Annotated in this window: 26 protein-coding genes and 1 tRNA gene; 10 read left to right on the forward strand and 17 right to left on the reverse strand. The window is 63.9% G+C overall.

The window, feature by feature from the left end; all coding sequences use genetic code 11:
- The first annotated feature begins 50 nt into the window (after nucleotides 1-50).
- Complete coding sequence (locus tag A5750_RS26390; RefSeq protein ID WP_369828741.1) at nucleotides 51-344, forward strand: hypothetical protein; 294 nt, start codon at nucleotides 51-53, stop codon at nucleotides 342-344.
- A 20-nt stretch (nucleotides 345-364) separates the two neighbouring features.
- Here the strand turns inward: A5750_RS26390 and A5750_RS15900 are convergent, their stop codons facing one another.
- Nucleotides 365-1,270, reverse strand: coding sequence for a YgcG family protein (locus A5750_RS15900; RefSeq protein ID WP_067264050.1), 906 nt, complete (start codon nucleotides 1,268-1,270; stop codon nucleotides 365-367).
- A gap of 113 nt (nucleotides 1,271-1,383) precedes the next feature.
- Between A5750_RS15900 and A5750_RS15905 the strand changes: the two genes are divergently transcribed.
- Nucleotides 1,384-1,454: transfer RNA gene (locus tag A5750_RS15905), tRNA-Cys, on the forward strand.
- Here the strand turns inward: A5750_RS15905 and A5750_RS15910 are convergent.
- The 11 genes from A5750_RS15910 to A5750_RS15955 all read right to left on the reverse strand — a co-directional run bounded on the left by A5750_RS15910 (nucleotide 1,446) and on the right by A5750_RS15955 (nucleotide 10,965).
- A complete protein-coding gene (locus A5750_RS15910) occupies nucleotides 1,446-1,832 on the reverse strand; it encodes a YchJ family protein (RefSeq protein ID WP_066958303.1) in 387 nt (128 codons plus the stop codon). The genes A5750_RS15905 and A5750_RS15910 overlap by 9 nt on opposite strands.
- A 20-nt stretch (nucleotides 1,833-1,852) precedes the next feature.
- Nucleotides 1,853-2,596 (reverse strand): hypothetical protein, encoded by a 744-nt coding sequence (locus tag A5750_RS25880; RefSeq protein ID WP_067264052.1) that lies wholly within the window; start codon nucleotides 2,594-2,596, stop codon nucleotides 1,853-1,855.
- A complete protein-coding gene (locus tag A5750_RS15920) occupies nucleotides 2,593-3,516 on the reverse strand; it encodes a VWA domain-containing protein (protein ID WP_067264055.1) in 924 nt (307 codons plus the stop codon). The genes A5750_RS25880 and A5750_RS15920 overlap by 4 nt, the downstream gene beginning before the upstream one ends.
- Nucleotides 3,513-4,490 (reverse strand): hypothetical protein, encoded by a 978-nt coding sequence (locus tag A5750_RS15925; RefSeq protein ID WP_067264057.1) that lies wholly within the window; start codon nucleotides 4,488-4,490, stop codon nucleotides 3,513-3,515. The genes A5750_RS15920 and A5750_RS15925 overlap by 4 nt, the downstream gene beginning before the upstream one ends.
- Nucleotides 4,481-4,954 (reverse strand): hypothetical protein, encoded by a 474-nt coding sequence (locus A5750_RS15930; RefSeq protein WP_066958313.1) that lies wholly within the window; start codon nucleotides 4,952-4,954, stop codon nucleotides 4,481-4,483. Before A5750_RS15930 ends, A5750_RS15925 begins: the two co-directional genes overlap by 10 nt.
- Nucleotides 4,944-5,810, reverse strand: a complete 867-nt coding sequence (locus tag A5750_RS15935) for a DUF58 domain-containing protein (protein WP_067264059.1) — start codon at nucleotides 5,808-5,810, stop codon at nucleotides 4,944-4,946. The genes A5750_RS15930 and A5750_RS15935 overlap by 11 nt, the downstream gene beginning before the upstream one ends.
- Before the next feature lie 17 nt (nucleotides 5,811-5,827).
- Complete coding sequence (locus A5750_RS15940; protein WP_066958317.1) at nucleotides 5,828-6,829, reverse strand: MoxR family ATPase; 1,002 nt, start codon at nucleotides 6,827-6,829, stop codon at nucleotides 5,828-5,830.
- A gap of 165 nt (nucleotides 6,830-6,994) precedes the next feature.
- A complete protein-coding gene (locus A5750_RS25885) occupies nucleotides 6,995-7,147 on the reverse strand; it encodes a hypothetical protein (RefSeq protein WP_156664343.1) in 153 nt (50 codons plus the stop codon).
- A gap of 646 nt (nucleotides 7,148-7,793) precedes the next feature.
- Nucleotides 7,794-8,864, reverse strand: a complete 1,071-nt coding sequence (locus A5750_RS15945; protein WP_066958320.1) for a phosphotransferase family protein — start codon at nucleotides 8,862-8,864, stop codon at nucleotides 7,794-7,796.
- Between the two features lie 375 nt (nucleotides 8,865-9,239).
- Nucleotides 9,240-10,334, reverse strand: a complete 1,095-nt coding sequence (locus A5750_RS15950) for a cytochrome P450 (protein ID WP_067264062.1) — start codon at nucleotides 10,332-10,334, stop codon at nucleotides 9,240-9,242.
- Nucleotides 10,335-10,467: 133 nt separating this feature from the next.
- Nucleotides 10,468-10,965: a hypothetical protein gene (locus A5750_RS15955; protein WP_067264166.1), complete on the reverse strand. Its 498-nt coding sequence runs from the start codon at nucleotides 10,963-10,965 to the stop codon at nucleotides 10,468-10,470.
- Nucleotides 10,966-11,245: 280 nt separating this feature from the next.
- On the opposite strand from A5750_RS15955, the gene A5750_RS15960 reads away from it, so the two are divergent.
- Entirely contained in the window at nucleotides 11,246-11,980 is a 735-nt protein-coding gene (locus A5750_RS15960) for a hypothetical protein (RefSeq protein ID WP_067264065.1), read from the forward strand.
- A 162-nt stretch (nucleotides 11,981-12,142) separates the two neighbouring features.
- Here the strand turns inward: A5750_RS15960 and A5750_RS15965 are convergent, their stop codons facing one another.
- Nucleotides 12,143-12,739 carry a TetR/AcrR family transcriptional regulator gene (locus tag A5750_RS15965; protein WP_067264067.1) on the reverse strand — a complete coding sequence of 199 codons (597 nt, stop codon included), beginning with the start codon at nucleotides 12,737-12,739 and terminating at the stop codon, nucleotides 12,143-12,145.
- Between the two features lie 108 nt (nucleotides 12,740-12,847).
- Here A5750_RS15965 and A5750_RS25425 point away from each other — a divergent pair, with 108 nt between their 5' ends.
- Nucleotides 12,848-13,042, forward strand: a complete 195-nt coding sequence (locus tag A5750_RS25425) for a hypothetical protein (RefSeq protein WP_082959126.1) — start codon at nucleotides 12,848-12,850, stop codon at nucleotides 13,040-13,042.
- Nucleotides 13,043-13,434: 392 nt separating this feature from the next.
- On the opposite strand, the gene A5750_RS15970 is transcribed toward A5750_RS25425, so the two are convergent.
- From A5750_RS15970 to A5750_RS15985, 4 genes are all read right to left on the reverse strand, one after another.
- Nucleotides 13,435-14,607: a CaiB/BaiF CoA-transferase family protein gene (locus A5750_RS15970; RefSeq protein ID WP_067264070.1), complete on the reverse strand. Its 1,173-nt coding sequence runs from the start codon at nucleotides 14,605-14,607 to the stop codon at nucleotides 13,435-13,437.
- Nucleotides 14,608-14,624: 17 nt separating this feature from the next.
- Nucleotides 14,625-16,148 (reverse strand): aldehyde dehydrogenase family protein, encoded by a 1,524-nt coding sequence (locus A5750_RS15975; RefSeq protein WP_067264073.1) that lies wholly within the window; start codon nucleotides 16,146-16,148, stop codon nucleotides 14,625-14,627.
- An 18-nt stretch (nucleotides 16,149-16,166) separates the two neighbouring features.
- Entirely contained in the window at nucleotides 16,167-17,372 is a 1,206-nt protein-coding gene (locus A5750_RS15980) for an amidohydrolase family protein (protein ID WP_082959127.1), read from the reverse strand.
- Nucleotides 17,373-17,437: 65 nt separating this feature from the next.
- Entirely contained in the window at nucleotides 17,438-18,664 is a 1,227-nt protein-coding gene (locus A5750_RS15985) for a cytochrome P450 (RefSeq protein WP_197505435.1), read from the reverse strand.
- 225 nt (nucleotides 18,665-18,889) lie between these two features.
- Between A5750_RS15985 and A5750_RS15990 the strand changes: the two genes are divergently transcribed.
- The 6 genes from A5750_RS15990 (at nucleotide 18,890) to A5750_RS16010 (ending at nucleotide 24,921) form a co-directional block, all read left to right on the forward strand.
- Nucleotides 18,890-19,579: a TetR/AcrR family transcriptional regulator gene (locus A5750_RS15990; RefSeq protein WP_066946009.1), complete on the forward strand. Its 690-nt coding sequence runs from the start codon at nucleotides 18,890-18,892 to the stop codon at nucleotides 19,577-19,579.
- A gap of 219 nt (nucleotides 19,580-19,798) precedes the next feature.
- Nucleotides 19,799-22,147: a CaiB/BaiF CoA-transferase family protein gene (locus tag A5750_RS15995; RefSeq protein WP_067264080.1), complete on the forward strand. Its 2,349-nt coding sequence runs from the start codon at nucleotides 19,799-19,801 to the stop codon at nucleotides 22,145-22,147.
- Between the two features lie 3 nt (nucleotides 22,148-22,150).
- The gene (locus A5750_RS25430) at nucleotides 22,151-22,351 is read left to right on the forward strand and encodes a ferredoxin (protein ID WP_082959128.1); all 201 of its coding nucleotides are present in this window, start codon (nucleotides 22,151-22,153) and stop codon (nucleotides 22,349-22,351) included.
- Nucleotides 22,348-23,463: an NDMA-dependent alcohol dehydrogenase gene (locus A5750_RS16000; RefSeq protein ID WP_067264082.1), complete on the forward strand. Its 1,116-nt coding sequence runs from the start codon at nucleotides 22,348-22,350 to the stop codon at nucleotides 23,461-23,463. Before A5750_RS25430 ends, A5750_RS16000 begins: the two co-directional genes overlap by 4 nt.
- 130 nt (nucleotides 23,464-23,593) lie before the next feature.
- Nucleotides 23,594-24,007 carry a limonene-1,2-epoxide hydrolase family protein gene (locus A5750_RS16005; RefSeq protein WP_067264086.1) on the forward strand — a complete coding sequence of 138 codons (414 nt, stop codon included), beginning with the start codon at nucleotides 23,594-23,596 and terminating at the stop codon, nucleotides 24,005-24,007.
- Complete coding sequence (locus A5750_RS16010; RefSeq protein WP_067264090.1) at nucleotides 24,004-24,921, forward strand: SAM-dependent methyltransferase; 918 nt, start codon at nucleotides 24,004-24,006, stop codon at nucleotides 24,919-24,921. The genes A5750_RS16005 and A5750_RS16010 overlap by 4 nt, the downstream gene beginning before the upstream one ends.
- The last annotated feature ends 38 nt before the right edge of the window (nucleotides 24,922-24,959 follow it).

A 24,959-nucleotide genomic window follows, 5' to 3' on the forward strand; every position in this document is an offset into this window, starting at 1 on the left:
GCCCAAAACTTGCCACCGGTCAGAGTGAGGAGATCCCGATGAACGGGTGGGTGCGGCCTTGGACTGCAGGGGCGATAGCAGTATTGACCCTTACCGCGATTCCTGAGATGTATGCCGTCGTAGAGCCTTCCGGTGTGGCCAACGCCGACGTCTGCGCAAGCGTCGGCAGGCGTGTCTCCGTGAGCGGGTGCACCAACGTTGCCGATACTATCAACGCCAATGTCCCGCCACCGGACGCGTATGCACCGCTGCCGCAAGACTTTCCGCCCCCACCCCCCCCACCGCCCCCGGTGAATGTTTGCGTCGGAGCCGGCCGGCGAGTTCATGTAAGCGGATGCTTCTGAAACGGCGGCTGCTATACCGTTCACCGCTTAGACGCTGTGCCTCGACCTCGCCGCGTGCGGTGCGCCGCTAACACGTCAGCATTTGCCAACGATTGGGCCTCAGCGGCCAGGGTGGACGCCCTGTTGGCGTGGGCGATGGCCTCGGTGTCGCTGGTTGCCTGCTTGCCTTGCGCCGCCGCCAAATGCCGTTTCGCCTCTTCGACCCTGGTTTGGGCCCCGGTGCCGACGCTCTCGCGATGTCTGGCGACGTAGTCGGAGATCTGGCGCAATCTGCCGTCCGCCATGGATAACGCCTGCTCCAATGAATAGTCGTGCCCTCCAACGTGCCCATCGGTAGGGGTGACCCGCCGGCGGCGTCGCGCGCGGTAGAGCATGAAAACCACCACGACGACGACCACGAGGACGACGACGCCGATCGCGATCGGCACCCAGATCGGCTTTGCAGGCTTTGATGAACTTGCCGATCTGTCCAACCCGTCAGCCGCGGCGACCGCAGCGCCACTCCAGTCTTTGGCGGCAATCGCCGGTTCAATTTGTTTGCTGCGCAAACCGATCAACTCGGCTGCTGTGAGGCCCTGCACCTGCGGCGGCACCGTGAACGCGTACAGCTTGGTGTTCGTGGCCACGGCAAGCAGTGCGTCGTGGTCTTCCATCGCGCTGGCGTCGCGGGTGCGGTCAGCCCAGTTTTCTGGTTTGAACCTGGAAAAGTTGTCGACGTAGACCACCCACAATTGGATGTGCTGATGGCGGTAAAGCCGGTCGATTGCCGAGCTGACCGCTGCCCGACCGGAATCCGTCAGCACCCCGGTGCTGTCAGTGATGTGATCCGTGAGTTTGGACGGCGGTTGTGCGCCGGCGGGGCTTGCCAACAGCAGCCCCGCTGTGAGGATTGTCAGAATCACACCCGCCAGGCGAACAACCCGCATACGGGTAATTTAGCCGTCCTTCGCGGAAAGGCGGACAACTGCAGCTCAGGAAATGATCGGGCCGAGGAAAACACTAGGCCGCAGGGGCTTGCGCTGGCATGGTGGCGTTTCGTGCGGGTGTGGCTGAGTGGCTAGGCAGCGGCCTGCAAAGCCGTATACACGGGTTCGAGTCCCGTCACTCGCTCTGCGCCATGGCGTCGAGGTAGAACCATCGGCCGGCGCGGCGCTCGAACCGACTGCGCTCGTGCAGGCGGCCGACGCGGCCCGCGGACTCGAACTGGGCCGTGAATTCCACTTCCCCGTGATCGTCGTCCGGACCACCCGCGACCGTGTCGATCACGTTCAGGCCGATCCAGGTGGTGCCCGGGTCAATCGTCACGTCGGCCGGGCGCGTGCGGGGGTGCCAAGTGCGGTACAGGTAGTCGGCGTCTCCGTGGGCGAATGCCGAATACCGCGATCTCATCAATTCCTCGGCCGACCGGGCCTGCGACTCGCCGTGGTGAAACGGCCCGCAACAGGCCGAATAGCTTTCGGCACTGCCGCACGGACACGGTTCGTTCATGCCAAGAGCCTGACAGACCGTTACGGTGCCTCCCCCATCGGCGCAACACCCGCCGCGTCCTGCAGTATCTGCTGCAATTTGTCGAGCGGATCGCCTCCCGCGGGATCAAGCCGCCGTGGTGGGATCTCCCGGCCGTGGGGTGCGACGGTGGCGACCGGCGGCGGTGGAGGTGGTGCCGCTGGCGGCGGGGGCGGTGGCGGTGGCGGTGTTGCCGGCGGCGGAACGTTGAGCGCAGTTCGTTTGGCCGCCAACCGGTTCGCGGCGTCATCCCGGATGGCCCGCCGTTGCGGGTCCGTGTCACCGTTACCGAGAAAACAGCTTTGTGGCGCCTGGTCTACGACGGATAGCGCGCTCGCATAATGTTCCTCGGCGCGCGCCCGATCCCCGGCCGCCGCGGCACGGTCGCCCTCGGTCTCTCGGACCAGTTCGAGGTTGACCCGCACCGGGCAGGAGCGGTCGGCGCTGCTGCGGGCAAGCGCGGCGGAGAAGTGACTGTCGGCATCGTCGAGTCGGCCGTCAAGCACGGCGGCGGCGCCCGCAGCGAACGGCGCCTTCGCGGGTTCCATTACGTTGGCCACGCCAAGGATTGCCGCATCGGACCGCAAGGTGTTCCCATCGCCGCTCGCGAAGGCGTGAGCCGCCGAATTGCCAGCCACCACAACCGAAAAAAGCTTGACCGCAACCAGCAGCGCGGCGGCGGTGACCGGTGCCGAGTAGACCAGCAGCCGCCGTCGCAGCCGCAGCCGTGCCGGTTGGGGAGTCACGACGTCAGGTCCCGCCGGGCGATGCGGCCGCGCCGGAATTCGCGGACCGAAAGGTAGATCTCGGCGAGCAGCAGCCCCGCGGCGAGCAGCGCAGGCAGCCAGTACAGCTCGGTCTGTCCGTCGGCCTCCGCCCGGAAATCCGCCGTGTCGGGCAGGTCGCGCCGGAAAGCCTGTCCCGGATCCCGATGTACATACGGCACGTTGAGTTGTGCTGCAATTTGTCGCAATTCGGCTTCGTTGATCGCGTCGCTGCGGCCGTAGCCCAGCACCGCTCCGCCGGCCACCGCGCTCTGCGTGAGGTTGAAGTCGCCCTGGGGGGCGCGCGAACCTGGCGCACCGGAGCCGAAGTAGAGCACCACGTTTCGCGAACCCGGATACTGCTGCGCCGCCTGGATCAACTGATATCGCAGCACGTTGTCCGCCGCTCCCCCGTTCACATCGGAACCCGCGTTTTCGGGGCCGATCGCGGCGACGGTCGGGCGCAGGCTCCAGACATCCTCGGCCAGCGGCCAGTCCAGCGAGGCCCGCGAGGCGAAGCCGACGAGCGCGTACCGTGCCGCCGGGTACTGCTTGATCACGGCGGCGACGTCGTCACGCATCCCCGCGATCCGCGGTTCGCCGGCGCCGTAGTCGTCGACGCCGGAGTCGGCCGATCGATCGACGACGAGGAACACGTTGAGGTTCTCGCCAGCCGCTCGGGTTGCGCCACGGCCGTTTTCGTCGTCACGAAGTCCGGGGCGGGTGGTCGCGGCAAGGAGCAGCAGCACCGTGAAAGTCACACCGGTCCAACGTAGCGCCGCGCGGCCACGCCGGCGCCCCGCCGATAGGAGCGCCTGGCGCAGCGCCACCAGTCGCGCCAGGAGTAGCGCACCTGCGACGACCGCGAAGATCGGCCAAGGCAGCAGAGGATGGAATGTCATCGGCGCAGCACCAACAGGGCCACCGACAGCACGGCCGCTGACAGCAGCGCGATTACTAGCGGTACCACCGCGTCGTCGCGGAAGTCCGCGGTCACGATGGTGCCGTCGGCCAGGCGCGCGGGTGGGGTGTGTGCGCGAATTTCGTTGATTGCCTTGATCACCGATCCTCGTCCCGGCGCGAGGTACCGGCCCCCGCTCCGCTTGGCGAGGGCGACGAGCGGGCCACTTGCCGCTGACGGCGCGGTGTCGATGACATTGAGCTGCGTTCCGGCGCGCTCGGCCACGTCCCACACACTGGTGTCGGTGAACAGTGCGGGGCGCGAGTCTCCTGCGGCACGGAGATCTGAGGGCCCAAGATAGATCACCGACCGTCGATGCGTGTCGCCCTTCTCGATCGTCGGAAATCCTGACATACAGAGCGCCAGAACGGCGTTCACGCTGGTCGCATAGTCCGTGTAGGGTACCGCGGGGGCGAACGACGCCGACTGTGCCGCATGAGCCCCGGTGTATTCGCCGAATCGTGCCGCGGCGTACTGGTGGTCGCGCGTCAGCGGCACCAGGCGGCGGTTGACCGATGTCAAGCCGATCCGTTGACGCTGAGGCGACGTGCCGGCCTGCCGCGCGAAGTAGTCGAGCAGTTCGGTCGTCGCCGCGTCGGTCACCGGCTGCCCGACACACAGCATGATGTCTTCGGGGTAGGCGGCGTCGAAGTCGTTGCCGGCGACGGTCGGACGGGCCGCCGCCCACGAGGCGGCGCCGAACATGACCGTCAGGACCACCAGGGTGACCACCGTTAACAGTGATCGCAGCCGGGCTACTTTCGCGTACTCGGGTAACCGGGTCAGACGTGCGATGTTGGCTAACGGGCGCAGCTGCCGGCGGGCAGCGGTCATGGGCAGCAATGCCGCCAGCGCCACAACCGCGACTAAGCAGGCCAACCCGATGGCCAGTATGGGCCACCATTTCAGATCCACGAGCGGATCAACTCCTGCGCCCGGGTGCTCACGTCGGCGATATCGACGTGCGCGGCGGCGTTGAACTGCGCGTCCCCGAGCCGGGTCAGCAGCGGCGCGGCCGCGGCCAGGTTCGCGTCGGCCATGGCCCCGACGTGTAGGTACTGCGCCCGCGCTCCGGTCGCTTGATGCAGAAAGCTGCGCACCGTCCGGCTGATTGCCGCGCACGCCGCCGGAGCCGACATCTGCCCGGCGTCGTGCTCGTCGGCGATGCCTTGCACGCGGCGGGCGAAGCGGTCACGAATCAGCCAGGCGTGCACTCGCCGCACGACGGGGATGCGCCGCAGTCGGTGCGAGGGCAGCGTCCATACGAAAACGATTACGTACCAGATAATTACGGCAATCACCAACGCCACGGCCAACAACAACCACCACGACGAGTACGGCTGCGGACCGAATATGTGGCGCAGCAGATCATCCGGCACGGGCGGCCACCTCGGTCAGGCGAACGAGTTCGCGCCGGATGTGATCGCTGCCGGCGATAGTCGCGTGGGGAATCGCGTGACCGGTGAGGAGCGCGTCGAGGCGGTTGCGACGGGACTGCTCGGCGCGACGGTAAGCGGTGACGACCCGCGGGCCGAGGTCGGCTCCATTCAGGACGAAACGACCGGTGGCGACGTCGTATCCGTCGGTGTTGTCGGGACCCACCGCGGGCATGTCCGACACCATCGCCCACATGATGTCGTGGCGCCCGCTCAGTCGGGCGAGCACTGCGCCGAGTTTGTCATCGGCCTCGGGTTCATCGGATACCACGATGATCAACATGGTGTGTCGGTAATGCGTTGCCACGTAGTCAAGTTGGGTGGTGATGTCACTGCGGCCGGGGTTGGTGCTGGTGTGCTGGTACCAGCGGTGCAGTAGTCCCTCGATGTGCGACTCGCCGCGCCGCTGCGGAATGTTCACACTGCCGCGACGGTCGCCGTAGACCATGCCGATCTGATCCGATCGCCGCAGACCGATCAACCCCACCGCGCCCATGATGTGCGCGGCGACGTCGCGTTTGCCCTCCCCGCTCGGGGCGAGCGCCGACATGTTGCGACCTGCATCGGCGACGAGCAAAATCTTGTGGTGCTTGTCGGAGACGAACCGCTTGATGAGTACGCTGCCCGATCGCGCCGAGGCCTTCCAGTCGATGTCCCGGACGTCGTCGCCGGGCACGTACGGGCGTAGATCGTCGAATTCCATGCTACGCGTGTGCAATAGCGCATAGCGGCCACCTTCGAGCAGGCCGCGGGTGTCGGTGCCGAAGTGCGCCTTGGCCCGGTTGAGGTGCTTACCCAAGGTGGCCTTCCGGCGCCTCAGGGGACCCTGACGACCCGCAGCGCGGCGTCGATGACGAGCTCGGGGGTGATATCGGCGCTGGCCGCTTCGAATCCGAGGATGAGCCGGTGCCGCAGCACTCGGTGCGCGAGCCTCGCGATGTCCTCGGGCAGTACGTGCGCACGCCCGGACAGCAGGGCCTGCGCCCGGGCCGCCTTACAGAACGCGATCGTTGCGCGGGGGCTGGCGCCGTATTCGACCAGTCGCGCGATCTGCTTGGGCAGCGCCCCCGCGGGGTGACGGGTCACATCGACCAGCTGGCTGGCATAGAGCATCAGCGCGCGATCCATGTGGACATGGCGCACCACGTCCTGGACGCGCAGCACGTCCTCGAGGCCGACCACCGGCGGTGCGGGCCGCCCCTTGTCGTAGATGCCGGCGTCGATCCGCGACATCACTTCCACCTCCTCCTGCGGGGAGGGGTAGCGCACGATCTCTTTGAGCAGGAAGCGGTCGGTCTGCGCTTCGGAGAGCGGATAGGTGCCTTCCTGGTCGACGGGGTTCTGGGTGGCGATGACCAGAAACGGGTCCGCGAGGGGGTGCACCTGCCCGGCGATCGTGGTCTGCCGCTCCTCCATCGCCTCGAGCATCGCGCTTTGCGTCTTCGCGCTGGACCGGTTGATCTCGTCGAGCAGCACGATGTTCGCGTGCACCGGCCCTAATTGGGTGACGAACGAGTTGGTCGCCGAGTCATAGATCTGCGTGCCGACGATGTCGCTGGGCAGCAGGTCGGGCGTGCACTGGATGCGTTGAAAGCGGCCGTGAATCGACTCGGCGAGCACCTTGGCTGCGGTGGTCTTTGCCAGGCCCGGCAAGCTTTCCAGCAAGATGTGTCCGCCCGCGAGCAGGCCGATGAGCAGCGACTCTCGCAGGTCGCGCTGCCCGACGATCTTGGCCGCGAAGGCCCCGGAAATGGCGTCAACGATTCCCCGGACTTCGTCGATTTCGCGTTGATCCGGTTGTGTCCTGGCTGTAGTCATACGCCCGGGGGGATACCCCGGACCCGAATCTCCACACGTGGTCGGCCTCGTCCTCCCCACCCTGGAGTGCCGAATTCGCGTTGATACCGCGCGAAACCTCTGCACTCTGCGCCTGGCGATGCCGACGCGCGCCGCCGACAAAACGGAAATGGACAGCTCAGATGGTCAATTGCCGATGGGTGGCCGGGGTACACCGGCCACGGGAGGGAACGGTCCCTCGCCCTCCTCCGGCACTACCTGCTCGGCATCCCGCTTGGGCTCGGACTTCGGGTCGTCGGCGGTGTTGTTAGACGCTTCATCCGCACGGCGTCGGGTCATCGGCATCTCCTTCTTTGACGATCCGGAACCCATACCCACCCTCGATGTCGCTATACCCAGCGCCGAGATAACTGCTAATTGGCGCGGGCCAGCTGGCAGGGCTTGGACGTGGGCGGCTGCGGATGTCGAAACCAATGACCCTTGTTTGTGGGACTTTCGCCGCTAGCCCGATAGCACCCGCCTGCGGTTAACTGGGACGACGTACTCCACCACGCTGCGCTTGGGGATTCGATGAAAAGAGCAATATTCGGCGTGTCGGCGGCAGCAGCCCTAGCACTAGTACCCCTCTGTGTTCCCTTGGCACCAGCAGACGCCGGCGACCCCTGCGTCGACGTCACCGATCCCGCCGCCCACCAAGCCTGCCTCGACAATTACATGCGTGAGATCTACAGACGCGAACTTGGCCAGTGCGAGGCGAGCCCAAATCACGGACAGATCGGTCAGGTTTGTGGGTAACCACCTCGGCCCCTAGCCCGCCGGGGAGTCCCCATCTTCGGCCGGGGCCCGCCCGCGAAGGTGACGCCAACGTCGGGCGGGTGCATCCCCCAACGCGCCAAGACGTGAGCGCTGGAAGAACTGCGCTCCCTTGAATGCCAAAGCGACTCAAGGCAAGTCGCTGAAGACGTATACCTTCGGTCGGGTGGCTTTACCCGCCCGGCAGTTGTTGCGCCAAAGCCCACGCCATCTGCGCCAGTGCGCGGTAGCGGTCCCGGATTTCTGATGTGCCGGCGCGGGAGTCGGCAGCATTGCCGTCGAGCCCGCGCCGCCACACGCCGGCGGTGATGGAGGCGAGGCGGAACATAGAGAACACGATGAAGGCGTCGAGCGAGCGAGGTGGCTCTCGGTCGGCGTGCCGACAGTAACTCGCAACGAATGCCTGCTCGTCGGGTATCCCGGTGCCGGTCAGGTCCTCGCCCGCTACACCCTTCGTGCCGCTGAAGTCCGGCGGCAGATGGTAGGTCAAACAGGTGTAGGCAAGATCGGCCAACGGATGGCCGATGGTCGCCAGCTCCCAGTCGAGTACTGCAACGATCCGGGGCCCGGTTGGATGGATCAGGACGTTGCCCAAGCGGTAGTCGCCGTGCGCGATGCAAGCCGGTTCGTCGTCCGTTGGCAGGTGTTCTGGCAACCACTGCGCCAACAGATCCATCGCCGGCATGTCCTCCACGCGCGCGGCCTGCCACTGCCTCGTCCACAGCGCCACCTGGCGTTGCAGGTAACCCTCTGGCTTGCCGAAACCCTCGAGGCCCACCGCGCGCCAGTCCACCCGGTGCAGCGCCGCGAGGACCCGTGCGAGGTCCTCGTAGACCGCCGCACGATGTGCCGAAGCGCTCTCGGGCATGGCCGGGTCGTGAAAGATACGTCCGGGGACGTAGTCCATGATGAAAAATGTTGTGCCGATGATAGATTCGTCATTACACAACAGCCGCATACGCGGGACCGGCACACCGGTGTCTCGCAACGCCGACATGACGCGGTGTTCGCGCTCCACTTCATGTGCCCGGGGGAGTAACCGGCCCGGCGGCTTCTTGCGAAGGACGTACTCGCCAGCGGTGGTTTGCAGGTGAAACGTCGGGTTGCTTTGTCCGCCTTGGAACTGGCGAACCTTCAGTTCACCGTCGAAGCCGGGAAGCTTTCCGCGCAGGTGCCGCGCGAGGCCGGCTTCATCGAACCGGTGCGCGGCTAGCACCGGCACCAGTTCTGCCACGCCGTCCATCGCTGCAACGTTACGTGCGAATTCCCGAGCCGCTACGGAAATCGTCGTCTGCGACGTGTCACGGCAGCCTGAATGTGCTGCCGATATCTCAACCGGAGTAGCAACCATCGCCGATGGGCTGCAAACCCCAACGTGAGCGGATCGAGCGGCGTCTTGGAGATGGCTCCAATGTTGCATATGCCCGCGTTCAACGCCCGCAACACACCGGTGTCCATTGGCGAAATCACGATGAAGTTCGTCACGCCGGGGGTGCCACGCGCAGGCTCGCGCAGGTCGCGCTGCCCGACGATCTTCGCCCCGAAGCCGCGGAGATGGCCGGCGGGCGTTGGCACATCCTTGGCTTCAGGGCGAGATGGCACAAGGCCTCGCCCCCGATCACGGCTCCGGACGCCACCTGAGCGGCACGTGAACGGGGAACCAACCGTCGAAAATCTCGCTGGGCGAAGGGCTGTAGGGTTTGGGATGCCACGCTTTGGGCACCTCGCCACCGCTCCAGTCGAACCAAAAGTACGGAATCTTGGCGAGCCACACTTCAAAGAACACGCCCAACAGGTCCCGGGCCAGGTGCGAGGCCGGACACCGGTGCGGGCCTCCCCCGAAACTCCAATTGCGCTGCGGGCCATCGAGTTTGATGACGTGACCTGACATGTCATCAAACTCGTCGCGATGCACGAATCCGACGCACAACTCGACAGGCGACCCGGCTGGGATCGTCGTTTCGCCGATTGTCACGTTGCGGCTGGTGATTCGGGACACGGTCTTCGCCCCGCCATCCAACCGCAGTAGCTCCTCGATGAACCGGCGTTGCCGGTCAGGGTTTTCGCGTAGTTCACGCTGCAATATCGGCTGTCGGGCCAGCACAGCCAGTCCGGCCCTGATAGCAAACGACGCGAAGATGAAGCCTCGGCCCACCGAGGCCATCAGTCCCAGTACTTCTTCGTCGGTCAGGGGTTCGGTGGCGAGGATACTGATCAAATCGGGGCCGCTCTGTGGGGCTCGGCGGATTGCCGCCACCATTTGCGTGTTGACCGCGTCGGGAGCGGTATCCGTCGGCAGCCCGCAGACCGTGACGAAGGCCGCGCGCCAGACGACCTCGGCGACACCCACACCGTCGCAGCGGTCCAGTTGCGCCGCTACGGCGCCGACGCATTGTTCGATGATCGCGCGCACGGGCTTGAGCATGTCCCGCGAGTTGCCGGGAGTGAACAACTGTTCGACCATGATTTTCCGGTACGGACCGAACGGCGGATTACCGGGCATCAGCTCGCCTTGGCGGCTGGCGAAAACCTCGCCATCGCGCATGGCAGCAAGAACGTCGTCGCGCCGCCACAGCACGTACGTGCCGTCCGGCTGCCGCAGCACTCGTTGACCGGAGCGCTCCGCGGCGGCCAGCCACTCCCGATAACCGTTGGCTGCTTCCTCGTCGGAACGCATGACTTCCAGCGCGGCGTCGCTACCCGACTCGATCATCGCGCACCACTGACCTTCACAATCGGCGGTCGCTGCGAACCAAGCATGACCGGCGCCGCCTGGAACTCCGACGCCGAAAGTCTATCGCCGAGACGGCGAGGCGTCGCCGCAACAGCCGCCTGGCCTGCGGCGGCTAGGTGTGGACTTTCCAACCCGCTAGTGGGGTGGGGGCCGCCGGAGCGTTGGGGTCATTGAACTCGATGTAGATGTCGCCTTGGTTGACGGAGCCGTCGTAGGCGATGTATCCGTGGGCGGTCTGGCCGTTGGTCACACTGCCCGAGCGCAGCGGCGGCATCTTGTTGATCTTCTGGTAATCAACTGTCAGTGAGCCGCGTTCGACGTCCCGGTAAGGGTCTTGCCTCCACGGCGACGACGCGGCAGTCACGTAGGCCTCGCCGTAGCTGAAAGGTGTGTCGGACTTGCCGACGATGGTGAGCTCGATGACGTCGCAGCCCCCGCCGCTCCCGGTGCAGCTCGACGACACCCAGCTCGCGTTGTTGAGCGTGACGTCGGCGGTCGCGGCGCTGTATTCCGTGACATGGATGGTGGTGCCGGCTTTGCCTATCGGAAACGGCTGCTGTTGGGGTGTTGGATCGGCGGCACCGAGCGGCGCCGTTAGGCCAGCCGTCATCGCGAGCAACGCCGCGACCGCTGCGCTCACCGGAGTTGATATGGCCACCCGCAGACGATAGCGCGCACCACTGCAATTGGCCCACGTCATTCGGATGGAAAGTAGGGCGGGCGGGGCTCGAACCCGCGACCAACGGATTGTGAGTCCTGTAGCAAGCGCCTCTGACGAACAGGTGTAATGATTAGCCGGCACAGGCTAAACGGCGACGAGCCATAGGATCAACGACGATGCGCTGCCACCTCCCTAGCCCGGCTTCGTGATGGCAATTACAAATATCGAGTTGAGTTTCCTCCTGGAGGCGTCGCGCCGCGGCCTGCTTCCTCAGAAAGGCCGCCTCCTGGAATTCGGCGAAGCCGAGTCCGTGATCGATGCGGCGCAGGCAATCCCGCTTCTTCTCGCCGAAGGACCACGGCGGGACGCGTTGCTGGCCGAGACGGCGCCGGACGGCATGTCTCAGGCCTATGCCGACGCCAAGCGAATCTACAAAGCCCTGTTCGACTTCCGCAGCTACAACGCCATCGATCTGCTCCCGCCCAATGATTATCGCCTGCAGCAGGATCTCAACCTGCCCTTCGATCTTGGGACAAGGTTCGACGTCTGCATCAACAACGGCACGACCGAGCACGTCTTCAATCAAGCCAATTGCTACAAGGCGATTCACGATCACACCGCCCCAGGGGGAGTGATGATCCATTGGACGCCGTGTCTGGGATGGGTCGACCACGGTTTCTACAACGTCCAGCCGGGTTTCTTCCACGACCTGGCTACCGCGAACAGCTATGAAGTCCTGCTCGCCGTGCTGTCGAGCGAGAGCATGATGGTCCCGATGGTCCCCGGCCAGATCACCTCCGAGATCGTCGCCGCCAATCCAGGCATCCGGGACAGCCTCGCCTGCGCCGTCCTACGCAAGACGACGGATGAACCGTTCCACTTTCCCTTGCAGGGGGTCTATTCCTTTCTCACGGAACTGGCAGCGCGAGCAGATGCATCCCATCCAGGGAGCCTCAAGGATTAGCCGAAGTGACTGACAAGCATCAGCCGAAGGCATACATGCCTGAGTAGGGCGGGGGCGGGGCTCGAACCCGTTCCGAAACCGCAGGTCACCTGCGGAAACACTGGTTCAGCACGCGAAAAGCACGCGAAAACACCTGGGATTACACGAAAGGTGTTGATGGCCTCAACAACGGCCATCGAACTCTCCACAATCAAGCAGGATCTGTGCATTGCGAATGCCTGATTCGAGTATCTCGTCGGAGAGTTGCCGATCGGAGACGGCGCGTGCGAGTTGCAGGGTGGCAACGAGAAGCGTGAACAACCCGAGCGCCTTGGTGCGGGCGGCGGAAGGGTCGTGTGGGGACAAGTGCGTCGCAACCGTGTCGATGATGGATTGCATTCCCTCGGTGTAGGAATCGCGGATGGCGTCATCGCAGCGGCCGATTTCATCGAGCAGGGCCGCAGAGGGACAGCCCGTGCTCGGATCGTCCCGATGACGTGGCGAGAGGTAGTCGCGCACATATTCCTCCAGTGCCGCGCGGCCCTCGGGTAGCGAGCCGAGGTTGGCATGCTGGGCGCGCAGTTGGTCGGCGACCACGTTGGCCACGAGGTCATCCTTGGATTCGAAGTGCGCGTAGAACGCGCCGTTTGTCAGCCCCGCGTCAGACATGAGGGCACCGACACCTGAACCGTCGATGCCGTCCTCTTTGAAACGCCGGCCTGCGGAATCGATAATCCTTCGCCGCGTTTCGCCTTTGTGCTCCGCGTCGTACCTCGCCACAGTCGCGTCCTCCGTTCGCCTCCAAGTCGCCCTTGCGCATCATAGCCGATTACCTTACAGTCATAATATTATGATCGTCAGCCAATCGGCCTACACCGAGGAAGACCCATGGCTCCTCTGAATGAACCACGGCAGGTGGCCTGCGGCCTTGTGTCACCGAGCCCGATCATGAAGGCCGTCTCCGCGCAGCGGCTGTCGGAGAAGGGGTTTCGCGTCGGTGTCCTCGAACGAGGCCGCCGCTACGAGCCCGCCGACCTACCCGCCTCGGCGTGGCAGACCCACAATTTCGCCCAAGTTAGCTAGCGCATCATCGCCGCGACCGCCAGGCCGCTAGGCCGCTAGGCGCCGGGGTGAACACCGCTAGCCGGCGGCCCCGCGTGGCTGTACACCTCTGACCATGCCTTACTTTGTGGGGCGGGCGGGGCTCGAACCCGCGACCAACGGATTATGAGTCCCTAGACAGCCCTCTTGCGACCAGGCCGAACGATTGCCTGATTCGCGCCATATCCCCTGCTAGACAGTAATATCTGCCGTTGCCGGTACGGGCGCGGTACGGGTCCAGTACGGCTGCAAAACGCCCCCGGTCGCCGGGGTGACGCCGGGGTGAAGATGCGCGCAGGTCTGTTAGCTAGCGATCGGCCGATGAGACGGCGCGCTCCTCATATTTGCCCCTTGAGTGGGGCATGCGCCGGTGTTCAGATTGCGCCGGTCGAACGGAGGCGCTCCATTCCGGCCTCGTCGTAGCCTGCCAGGGCGCGGAGTAACTCTTCCGTATGCTGCCCAACGTGCGGCGCTGCCGGCGGTGCAAATCCCTCGTCGGGTTTGGTCTTGATGCATGTTCCCATCAATCGCTGCGAAGTCCCGTCCGCCTGAGCCTGCTCGTAGACGAGTCGACGAGCTTTAGAGTGGTCGTCGTCGAACAGGTCTGCGCCCAAGAATGCCGGGGCTCCTGCGATATCGGTCGCAATGAAGAAGTCAATCCATTCCTTGCGTGTGCGTTCCTTGAATATTGCTGTTAGCACCTCGCGCAGCCGGGCCTCTGCCTCGAGATCCTGCCCCGGCTTCTGGCGCCCCGGTTCGTGGAGATCCATCCTGTCGAGTGATTCGCAGAATCTCAGCCAGAACTTGTCCTCCAGGGCGTTGAACACCACGTAGTTGCCGTCGCTGGTTTCGTAGTACTGGTAGCGAAGCGAAGCGCGGATTCCCTCGCCGTAGGCCGGTTGACCGTTCGCCAACGCGGTGAGGTGCTGGAAGTTCCAGTTAATTGCCGCATCGACCTGCGCTACTTCGACGTACTGCGGCTTGCCGTCGCGCCCGGCGGCGTGCAGCGCGGCGAGTACGCCCATCGCTGCGTACAGCGGTCCCGCGAGAACACCTGTCGTCCCTGTGGCCGCCCCCGAAAGGCGTGGCGTTCCATCCGCATCGATGATCGGCGGACTCAAGCCGGCGAAACAGTCGAACGACAGCCCGTGTGTGGCCAATCGGGTGTAGGGCCCATAGCTGCCCATGCCATTGAGCACGCAGTAGACAACTGTCGGGTTGACTGAAACGACGTCGTCGTAGCTGAAACCGAGCCGCTCCGCCGTGCCGTAACGCAGACCGTCGATCACCACCGCGGATGTCGCGGCCAGGCGGCGAAACGCATCTTGACCCTCAGTCGTTTTCAGGTTTATCGCCACACTCTTCTTGCCGCGATTCCAGTGAGAGTCCTGCAGCTCGCCGCCGGAAACCGCCGAACCGCGGAAGCCACCGCCGCCAGGCGGCTCCACCTTGATCACTTCTGCGCCGAGATCAGCCAGATGCCCGCCGAGTGCATCCGCGGAGAAGAGTGACACCTCGAGGACTCGGACGTCCCTGAGAAGTTCCATCACGCGACCTTTCCCCGCTACATCATGGTGATTGATTTCAGCTCGGTGTACTCCTCGAAGCCCCAGCGACCCTGCTCGCGGCCGAGCCCACTTTGTTTGAATCCGCCGAAGGGGCCGCCGCCGTTGAACATGCCACGCCCCGGTAGTGACCAACCCGGACCCTGCCCATCACCTGGATTGTCGCCAAGGTCGGCACCTGGTGCGAGAGTCTGCACCATGATGGTGCCGGTTCGAATCTGCCTGGCGACGTTGAATCCCCTTGCGGCATTGCGGGTCGTCACCAGACCCGCCAGACCGTAAATGGAGTCGTTCGCGATGCGGATGGCTTCGTCTTCGGAGCGATAGGTCATCACCGCCAGCACGGGCCCGAATACCTCTTCCTGGCACAAGCGGATGTCGTTGCGGCAGTCGACGAATGCCGTCGGCTCGTAGTAAAAGCCGCGTTTGAGGTGTTCGGGACGTTTGCCGCCAGCCACCAGCGTCGCGCCCTCCTCCACCCCGGCCATAACGAAGGACTCAACCCGCTGACGCTGCTGATCCCTGATAAGCGGCCCGACGACGGTCGCGGGATCACGCGGATCCCCGACGGTGATCATCGGCGCCATCGCTTTCAAGCCATCGACGTACGCGTCGAGCAGCCGCTCGGGCAAGAGAAGCCGCGACGTGACGGTGCACGCTTGCCCGGCATGCATCAGCACCTGCCCGAAACCTATTCCTGCAACGTCACTTTCGGTGACATCGTCGAGAACGATGTGCGCGCTCTTGCCGCCCAGTTCCAGCTGTGCGCGTTTCATGGTTGCCGCCGATAGTTCACGAATGCGTCGACCGGTCGCTGTCGAACCGGTGAATCCGATCATGTCGACGCCCCGGTGGGTACACAACTCCTCCCCCACGTCGGCACCTCCCACGACGACGTTGAACACTGCGGGCGGGAGGCCCGCTTCCTCACCGACCTTGGCCAGCTCCAGGGCGTTCATCGGGGTCCACGGGTGGGGCTTGAGTACCACTGTGCAGCCGACGGCCAAGGCGGCCAGGCACTTTTGGATGTTGATCGAGAAAGGAAAGTTGAACGGGGTGATGACTCCGACCACCCCGACCGGTTCGCGGACGACGGTGACGCCGCCCAGGCCAGTCGGCGACACCACGGGGCCGCCCGGTGTCTCCACCCAAGTCACATCGTGTTCGACGAACTCGCCGTAGTAGTGGGCGGCCTCGATGGCACCGGCAACCTGGATCAGGTCGGTGATGAAGCCGGTCGAGCCGGTCTCGGCGACGACCAGCTCTCGAAGTTCGGCTTTGCGCTCGTCGAGGATGTCAGCGAACCGCTTGATGACCTTTGCGCGCTCCCGCACCGACATCCACGGCCACGGACCTTCGTCGAAAGCCCGTCGGGCGGCCTCGATCGCCATGGTCGCCTGCTTTGGTCCACCGTCGACGACTCGGCCGATCAATTCCTCGGTGGCCGGATCGATGACGTCGATGGTCCCGAGGGCGTTGTCGCTCAACCACTTGCCGTCGATGAAGCTCTGGTACTCCCGCATCAAACAAATCGCCGTTGACTAGGTCAGCGTCGGATACGGGGCGGGCTCGAAGTCGAAGACCCGCCGAGCATTACCCTGCAGCACTTTGTACTTGTCGAGGTCGGACCGGCCGTCGAGTGCCTTGTGAGCGGCCTGAAGGGAGTTGGGCCAGAGGCTGTCGGTGTGCGGATAATCCGTTTCGATCATCACATTGTCGACGCCGATGGAGTCGAGATTCGCCGCGCCGAAGTCGTCCTCGATGAAGCAGCCGTACATGTGGTCGCGGAAGAGCTGACGCGGTGACTCCGGGAAGATGTCGGGGTCGGTGGGTACGGGCGTCAGGCGCATCGTGGCCGGGTCAACCGCCCAGTTGTTGGCGCGCAGGTATTGGTAGTCGGCGGCGACATGTTCGGCGCGCTCGATGAGGTAGGGGATCCAGCCGATGCCGCCCTCCGCCAGGACGATCTTCAGGTCGGGGTACTTCTGCAGCTTGCCCGAGAACAGCCAATCCGTGGTTGAGTTCGCCAGGTTGAGGTTGATGTTGACGGCTTGAACCCCGAAAGGCGCGTCAGGCGACGTGGTGGGACTGACCGACGACGAGCCGATGTGCGTGCACAGCGGCATCTTCGTCTCGTTCGCCACCGCGAAGAAATCGTCCCACTCCCCCGAGTGGATGGACGGAAATCCCAACGGGTGCAGATTCTCCGAGAAGGCAATGGCTTTGGCGCCCTTGCCGGCGCATCGTAAAGTCTCCTCGACGGCCAGTCTGGTATCCCACAACGGAATGATGACCATCGGGATGTAGCGACCGGGTGCCGCCGCGCACCACTCGTCGATGACGAAGTCGTTGTAGGCCTGCACGCACTTGAGACCGAGGTCGCGGTCACCGAGGTGGGCGAACATCTGGCCACAGAACCGGGGGAAGAACGGAAAGTTCAGTCCCGCGATCACATGATCCTCGTCCATGTCGGGGATGCGGGCCACCGGGTCGAAGTATGCGCGAGGCATCTCGTCGTAATTCACTGGTAGCGGGGAGTACTCGGGCGGCCTTTGGTGAGCCGCGACCAAGATGCCCATCACCGACGCGCGCGCTTGATCATAGATCCACGTATCGACGCTGCCGATGCGCTCGACGCGTGGCACTCGATCGCGGTCGGCGGCCGACGCGCGGTCGACCCATAGGTTCGGTGGCTCGATGATGTGGTCATCGACAGAGATCATCCATTGAAGATCTTGCTTGTCCACGGGTTCCTCCCTGATGTCGCTATTACGTTGGTTGCGAGACGATATCGGCGGTCGCCAGCCGCCTCTCACTGGGCGACGCGGGCGCCCGGGCTGAAGACGACCGGCAAGGCGCGGTAGCCCCGAGTGACCGAGTTCCCGTGGAAGTCGACTTTTGCCCCAGGGGGGATGGCGTAGTCCGGTATCCGATTCAGGGTCTGCTCGACGCCCACCCGAAACTCGAGCCGGGCGAGATTGGAGCCTAAGCAGCGATGGACGCCGGCCCCGAACCCGAGGTGGCGGTTGGTCTGTCGGTCGAGAATGCACTTGTTCGGCTCGTCGAACTCGCGCGAGTCGCGGTTGGCCGCCGCATAGTTCACGACGACCGTCTCGCCGGGACAGAACTTCTGGCCGCTTAGTTCAACCTCTTCCGCCACTGAGCGATGCAGCCCGTGGACCGAACCGGCGAACCGGATGAATTCCTCTATCGCCGTGGGCAACAACTCGGCTTCTCGTACGAGCCGGTCGCGCTCCGAAGCGTGAGAGCCCAGATAGAAGAAGGCGAACGACATTGCACTAGATGTTGTTTCGAGCCCCGCCTGCACCAGCAGCATCACATTCGCCACAACGTCGTCGAAGCTCAGTTTTTCGCCGTCGATTTCGGCGGCGAGCAAGACATCGATCAGGTCGTCGCGCGGCGGTTGACCACGGCGTTTGTCGATCTCCTCGCGTACGCGGAGGTAGAGATTCGTCATCGAACCGTTTCGGACCTCTTCGCTCTCACCGTTGATCGCTAGGTCAGCTGTCTCGATGTAGAGCGGCACGTCCTCAACGGGCATGCCGAGTACATACCGGAAGAACACGATCCCCGGCTGCTGCCATGCGACGTCGGCGAGATCGCCGCGGCCCAATTCGATGAAGTTGTCGATCAGCGCGTCGGTGACCGCCCGCACCTGCGGCTCCAAGTCCTTCATGCGGCCAGGAGAGAAATACGGGTTGAGAACTTTGCGAAGCTGCTGCTGCCGTGGCGGATCCAAGGTGATAACGATGTCACCGAACGACATCGGGGAGCCTTCCATCCCAACGGGCTTGCTGGAAAAAGTGCGCCAATCCCGCAAGATCTCGTAGCACTCGTCATAGCGGGTGGCGACCCACGCACCCCTCGGCGTCGGGCCCAGGAATGGGACATCCTGGTGACTGAACGGTCCCGCCTCTCGCATAACTGCGTAGACCTCGTAGAGGAAGTCTTGGTCGTTGAAATCCTCATGACGAAGATCGAGGTTCCGGGCGTGTTCCTCCGGTGATTTGCTCAACATGTGCCGTCCTCGTCGACACCGGAACTGCGCATGCCGACACCGTGGTCACGCCACCGTCCATGTGCCATCTGCGCCGGCCCTCGGATTTCTCGCACACGCCGAAATTTGCTTTGGCAGCACAGTAAATCGTCGACCGAGCAGAGTCAAGTCACACTCGATAACTATCTGAGACCACTTGCATGCGAGCTTCCCCTCAGTCGAAGGGTGCTCGCTAAAGTGTGTGTGATGACTACAGGCGCGCGGCGGCGAGTTCGCGACAAGGACGGCAAACAACGAGCCCTCCTTGAAGCGGCTGCTGAGGTCTTTGCCGAGGCGGGATACGCGGCCGCGGCGACGAAGGAGATCGCCCGTCGCGCCGACTGCTCGGAGGCGATGCTGTTCCACTACTTCGGGGACAAGCGAGGCATCTTCGAGCAAGTTGTTTCTCGACAGATCGCGGACCTCGTCAGCGAGGCCGAAGAGCAAGTCGTGGCGGCCCTGCCTGCCCGCTTCGAGGACTACATCGAGCAGCTTTTTCTTGCGAGACTGAGGATCGATGACCGGGACAGCGGTGTTCCCGGCTGGGACATTTCCGGTCGGGCACTGTCAGACCCGGACTTCTCGCTGCGGGTGCTGCAACCCAATCACGCGCGCCGTACGGCCGTTATCGCCGAAGGCGTTCGCCACTACCAAGCCGCGGGGCAGATCAGGGCCGACGTCGACGCCGACCTATTCGCGGAGCTGCTGGCTAACTTCATCATCTTCACAACGAGCCTCGGACCACGCTGGTTTGGTACGGGCGAGTCAGACATCCGCGCGCAGATCGAACTGGGTACGCAGGTCCTCGCCAAAGGCGTAAGCACGTCAACTATGAAGCCGCCCGCCAAGCGAGGCGGGCGGGTCCAGCGGGCCCCCAAGGTGCGTGCGGCCGACTAAGAGCTCCCTGACGAGCCCCACCGCGGCCGTGGTTATCGAGTCGCACTTGACACTTCAGGTTTCCCATCGCTAGCGTCGTTGCCAGCCAAGCCGCAGCCAATGCGGATGCAGAACACCCTGGTCGACCGGCACGAGCGTGAGGACAGGAAGTGGCGTGTGTGCACCCATCGGCGCGAGTAACTCACTTCCGAAGACATTGACGCGGGAAGTCGCAAGGCGATGAACGCTCTGCGTGGGGTTCGTGTTGTCGAGTGGGCGACGGAGATCTCCGGCCCGTACTGCACCAAGTTGTTCGCCGACCTCGGAGCAGAGGTCATAAAGATAGAAGACCCAAACGGGGATCCGTTCCGCCGCAGAACGTTTGGCGATCGAAGCGACGCCGACGCGCTGTTCAAATTCTTGAACGCCGGCAAGCGCTCAGTCGTTGGCACTTCGTTGGCCGACCTGGAGGCGCTGATCGTTTCCGCCGATGTGTTCGTCGATTCTCTCGGCCCTGGGGCACTCGACCGCGAGGCCCTACTACGGCGTGCACCACACCTGGTGATCGTGGCGTTGTCTCCGTACGGATTGACCGGACCGTACCGGGACCGACCCTCGACGGAGTTCACGATCCAGGCAGAGAGCGGAACCCTGGCGTTGCGAGGTCGTCCGGACCAACCGCCCATTCAAGCGGGCGGTCGAATCTTCGAATGGGTCATGGCCAGTTATGCCGCCGTCGGGGCGCTTGGCGCATTGCGTCGGGCTCAACTCGGCGGCGCAGGTGAAATCATTGACTGCTCGTTGCTGGAAACTTGTCACCTCAGCGCCAGCGGATTCGCCGACCTCTACCATGAGTTGGCCGGTCGTCCCCCTTTGACCGTGCCGGCGCGACAGGTTGAAATCCCTTCCATCGAACCGACCGCCGACGGATGGGTGGGCTTCAACACCAATACCCGCCAACAATTCGAGTCGTTCCTGGCGATGATCGGCCGACTGGACCTGCTCGACGATGACCCGGCGTGGGCACTCGCCACGACGCGGTGGGAACGGCGGGAGGAGTGGAATCAGATTGTGCGGGAATGGACGACGAGACGTTCCACAGACGAGATCGTCGCGTTGGCCTCCGATCTGCGCATCCCCGTCTCACCAGTCAACAATGGCCAGACTGTGTTGGACCACCCTCAGTTCGCGGCGCGCGGTGTGTGGGGCACGTATGCCGACGGCAGCTTCACCCACCCGTTGGCGCCCTACCAGATCAATGGCCGACGACCGGCCCCAACAGCCGGTGCTCCTCGGCTCGGCGAAATGGCAAAAGTCCCCGCCCACAGCAGGATTGCGAGTCCCGCCGACCGTGCACCGGGACTTCCGCTGGACGGAGTACGAATCCTCGACGCGACGGCGTGGTGGGCGGGCCCCTCCTCGACCCACATTCTTGCTGCACTGGGCGCTGAGGTCATTCACCTGGAGTCGACGGACCACCCTGACGGCGCGCGGATGGCGGCCGCGGCGTTCGCCAATCAGTCTCAGTGGTGGGAGCGGTCGGGGATGTACCTGGCGACCAACGCCAACAAGGGCGGGCTCACCCTCGACCTGTCCTCTGAGAAAGGGCGGGAGCTTTTCTTCCGACTCGTCGAGCGCTGCGACATCTTGGTTGAAAACTTCTCGCCACGCGTCTTCGACAATTTCGGCATCCCGTGGGAGACCATCAGTGCGGTCAACCCTCGAATACTTATGGTTCGAATGCCCGCATTCGGGCTCGACGGACCATGGCGCAACAACGTGGGCTTTGCGCAGACGATGGAACAGATGACCGGGATGGCGTGGGTGACCGGCCATGAACACGACCAGCCGCGAATCCCCCGCGGCCCGTGTGATCCACTGGCGGGAATGCACTCCGCATTCGCCATGCTCGTCGGCCTCCGGCAACGGGATCAGACCGAGCGCGGGTCATTCATCGAAGTCTCGATGGTGGAGGCCGCACTCAACGCAGCCGCCGAGCAGGTCGTCGAGTTCACCGCCTACGGAAATCTGATATCGCGCCGGGGGAACCGCAGCCGTGACGCCGCACCACAAGGGCTCTATGAGTGCGCGGGAACTGAGCGATGGCTGGCCATTTCGGTCGCGAACGAGGAGCAATGGCACCAACTCAAGTCGGCTCTGGGCAACCCGGATTGGGCAGACGACCCCGCGTTGGATACCCATGAAGGGCGTGTCGAGGCACATGATGTGATCGACAAGCATCTCGAGCAATGGGCTGGCCGGCGAGAGTCCTCGGCCGCTGCCGAATTGCTTATCGAATACGGCGTCCCCGCAGCGGATTTGGCAGATGCCAGGGTCGGTTCGATGCACCCACAACTGGCTGCCCGCGGCTTCTTCGAAAGTCTCGACCATCCCGTTGTGGCACAGCATCACGTGGCGGCACTTCCCTTCAAGTACCGCAGCGTTGACAAGTGGTATCGGTCACCGGCGCCGACGTTGGGGCAGCACAATGCGAGCATCCTCGGTGAGCTGCTCGGGCTCGACGCCTCTTTGATAGCGGCACTGACAGAGCAGGGCGTCATCGGGACCCGACCGGGCGGATTGGACTGAACGGTGAAGCTTCGTGTCGACGCAGAAATGTGCCAGGGCCACAGCCGTTGTTACGCAACATATCCGGAGATGTTCGATATCGACGACGCCGGGATCGCCTTCGTCACCGTCAGAGATATACCGCCGGAATGGGAGGGTCGGGCGCACCATGCGATCGCGAACTGTCCTGAACGTGCCATAAATATCGTTAAGGAGTCGCCATGAAGACCAACGGAGCAGTTCTGTGGGGGCTGAACGAGAAGTGGTCGGTGGAAGAGATCGAACTCGATCCGCCGCAATCCGGTGAACTTCTGGTCGAATTCGAAGCCACCGGATTGTGCCATTCCGACCACCACATCCGCACCGGCGACATGTTCGGGGTGAGCTTTCCCTTAATAGGTGGACACGAAGGGGCGGGCATCGTTCAAGAGGTCGGTCCGGGAGTGCGCGATGTGGCGGTGGGAGACCACGTAGTGACATCATTTCTGCCGGCCTGCGGTCGCTGCCGCTGGTGCGCTACGGGGCGTCAAAACCTTTGTGACTTCGGGGCGACCATCCTCGCGGGAGTCCAGGCCGACGGCACCTTCCGGCGCCGCGCCAGAGGACGGGGCATCGGAGCCCTCTCAGGCGTCGGCAGTTTCGCTCAATGGGGCGTGTTGTCGGAAGCCTCCGTCGTCAAGATCGACGACGATGTGTCGCTATCGCGCGCATGCCTTCTCGGCTGCGGCGTCACCACCGGCTGGGGCTCGGCCGTCAATACCGCGAACGTCAGTCCCGGCGACGTGGTGCTCGTGGTCGGCTGCGGGGGGATCGGCAGCGGTGCCATTCAGGGCGCTCGGCTGGCGGGAGCGGAGCAGATCGTCGTCGTCGATATAGAGCCTAGCAAGCGCGACAAAGCGTTTCAGTTCGGAGCCACTCACTTCGCCACCTCGATAGAGGAAGCAAACCAGTTAGTCGGCGAGATTACGCGTGGAGTCATGGCCGACTCGGCCATCCTCACGCCAGGCGTGCTCGAAGGCGCGATGATCAACGACGCGCTCAATACGGTGCGGAAGGGCGGTGCCGTGGTGGCCACCGCCCTGGCATCGATGTCCGACGTGACGCCGACGCTGCCGCTGACGTTGTTCACGCTGTTCCAAAAGCGCCTCCTGGGCAGCCTGTACGGCGAAGCCAACCCGCGGGCCGACATCCCTCGACTCATCAGCCTCTATCGAAGCGGCAAGCTGTTGCTCGACGAAACCGTCACCACCGAATACAAGCTCAACGACATCAATGAGGCCTACGACGACATGCTCGCCGGCCGCAACATCCGCGGGGTAATTGTCCACGAGCACTGAGTCTTTGGGGAAAGGCGGATCCGTATCGTATGCAGCCCGCGCAACCGGGAGAGAAGGCGCTGAATGTCACATACCAGCTGTAGCTGATGCTCAAGTTAATTCACCTACTCGCCATGAACGGATTTCACTCATGTCTTCGCCAGCCGATGTAGTCCGCAACTTCTGCGCCTTGATGGAGCAGCGGGACGCCGAAGCGTTGCGTCCCCTGCTCGCCGAAGGGGCCGTTTATCAGAACGTGGGAATGCCCGCCTTCACTGGGCCAGACGCCATCGTGGAGAACATGGCCGCCCAGTTCGCGATGTTCCCGGACGCCTACGCCTTCGAAATCGTCAACCTCGCCAGCGAGGGCTCCGTGGTGCTCACCGAACGCCTGGACTACATCCAGGCTCCGGACGGAAGCACGCCGGCCATCCCGGTAATGGGGACCTTCGTCGTCGATGACGATGGAAAAATCACTCGCTGGACCGACTATTTCGACCTGAATCTGACGATGAAGCTCCTTCAAGGCGAGGACATTAGCGCCCTGGTGCCAGCCACCGCATGAGTTGGGACATCACCACCGATCTGGGATCAACGGCGCTTGCTGTCGCTGCTCAACGGGCAGCAGAAACAGCACAAGATGACCCGTTGATCCACGACGAGTTTGCGGCGGTGTTGGTGGCGGCGGCCAATGAACCGGGTTGGCAACGGATTGCGTGCGGGGACCTTTCGTGGATGGGTGCAGAGGATGATGTGGGGCGGCGAGTTGCGCGAACGGGCCGGGAGTACGTCGCCACCCGGACGGTCTTCTTCGACGAGTTCTGTGCTGACGCAGCGAGTTTAGGAGTCGGCCAATTCGTCATCCTCGCTGCCGGCCTCGACGCCCGTGCCTATCGCTTACTCCCTCTCACCGGCAAGCGTTTGTACGAAATCGACCAGCCCGCAGTGCAGGCGTTCAAAGACACCGCCCTCACAGCGCATGGCGCTACTCCGCTAGCCGACCTTTACGCGATTCCTGCTGATCTGCACGATGAGCGTTGGCCACTGATGCTGATGGAGGCGGGATGGGACAGGTCGCTGCCGACCGCCTGGCTCGTCGAGGGACTACTGCCCTACCTATCGTCAACCGAGCACAACGCACTCTTCGACACGCTCACTGCGCTAAGCGCACCGGGTAGCCGGCTGGCCGCCGAGGTCTATCACCACTCGACACTGCATTTCGGTGACAAACGGCTGAGCACTTGGCGCGACGGAGCAGCCGAGATAGACGACGCGCTGGGCGTAGACGTGGATGTCACGGCCTTCATCAAAAACCACGATGCGAGCGATACGGCATCATGGCTGTCCCAGCACGGATGGAGGGTGGATTCCCTCGACAGCCGCGAAAAGATGTCGCGCCTCGGCAGGCCAATCCCACCGGACCTCCGCGACATCGCGCCAGCTAGCTCCCTGGTAACAGCGATCCGCGACGGGCCGTAGCGTTCCAACGGATACTGGTCATTTTCGAGCTTGGTTGT

The sequence above is a fragment of the Mycobacterium sp. 852002-51613_SCH5001154 genome, from assembly GCF_001667425.1.
Classification (GTDB): Bacteria; Actinomycetota; Actinomycetes; order Mycobacteriales; family Mycobacteriaceae; genus Mycobacterium.

What these genes read in the sequence shown, in the direction of transcription:
- A5750_RS15900 (WP_067264050.1), bottom strand. Translation starts at nt 1,270, where the DNA reads ATGCGGGTTGTTCGCCTGGCGGGTGTGATTCTGACAATCCTCACAGCG.
- A5750_RS15910 (WP_066958303.1), bottom strand. Translation starts at nt 1,832, where the DNA reads ATGAACGAACCGTGTCCGTGCGGCAGTGCCGAAAGCTATTCGGCCTGT.
- A5750_RS15920 (WP_067264055.1), bottom strand. Translation starts at nt 3,516, where the DNA reads ATGACATTCCATCCTCTGCTGCCTTGGCCGATCTTCGCGGTCGTCGCA.
- A5750_RS15940 (WP_066958317.1), bottom strand. Translation starts at nt 6,829, where the DNA reads ATGACTACAGCCAGGACACAACCGGATCAACGCGAAATCGACGAAGTC.
- A5750_RS25885 (WP_156664343.1), bottom strand. Translation starts at nt 7,147, where the DNA reads ATGACCCGACGCCGTGCGGATGAAGCGTCTAACAACACCGCCGACGAC.
- A5750_RS15945 (WP_066958320.1), bottom strand. Translation starts at nt 8,864, where the DNA reads ATGGACGGCGTGGCAGAACTGGTGCCGGTGCTAGCCGCGCACCGGTTC.
- A5750_RS15950 (WP_067264062.1), bottom strand. Translation starts at nt 10,334, where the DNA reads ATGATCGAGTCGGGTAGCGACGCCGCGCTGGAAGTCATGCGTTCCGAC.
- A5750_RS15955 (WP_067264166.1), bottom strand. Translation starts at nt 10,965, where the DNA reads ATGACGGCTGGCCTAACGGCGCCGCTCGGTGCCGCCGATCCAACACCC.
- A5750_RS25425 (WP_082959126.1), top strand. Translation starts at nt 12,848, where the DNA reads ATGGCTCCTCTGAATGAACCACGGCAGGTGGCCTGCGGCCTTGTGTCA.
- A5750_RS15970 (WP_067264070.1), bottom strand. Translation starts at nt 14,607, where the DNA reads ATGGAACTTCTCAGGGACGTCCGAGTCCTCGAGGTGTCACTCTTCTCC.
- A5750_RS15975 (WP_067264073.1), bottom strand. Translation starts at nt 16,148, where the DNA reads ATGCGGGAGTACCAGAGCTTCATCGACGGCAAGTGGTTGAGCGACAAC.
- A5750_RS15985 (WP_197505435.1), bottom strand. Translation starts at nt 18,664, where the DNA reads ATGTTGAGCAAATCACCGGAGGAACACGCCCGGAACCTCGATCTTCGT.
- A5750_RS15990 (WP_066946009.1), top strand. Translation starts at nt 18,890, where the DNA reads ATGACTACAGGCGCGCGGCGGCGAGTTCGCGACAAGGACGGCAAACAA.
- A5750_RS15995 (WP_067264080.1), top strand. Translation starts at nt 19,799, where the DNA reads ATGAACGCTCTGCGTGGGGTTCGTGTTGTCGAGTGGGCGACGGAGATC.
- A5750_RS16000 (WP_067264082.1), top strand. Translation starts at nt 22,348, where the DNA reads ATGAAGACCAACGGAGCAGTTCTGTGGGGGCTGAACGAGAAGTGGTCG.
- A5750_RS16005 (WP_067264086.1), top strand. Translation starts at nt 23,594, where the DNA reads ATGTCTTCGCCAGCCGATGTAGTCCGCAACTTCTGCGCCTTGATGGAG.
- A5750_RS16010 (WP_067264090.1), top strand. Translation starts at nt 24,004, where the DNA reads ATGAGTTGGGACATCACCACCGATCTGGGATCAACGGCGCTTGCTGTC.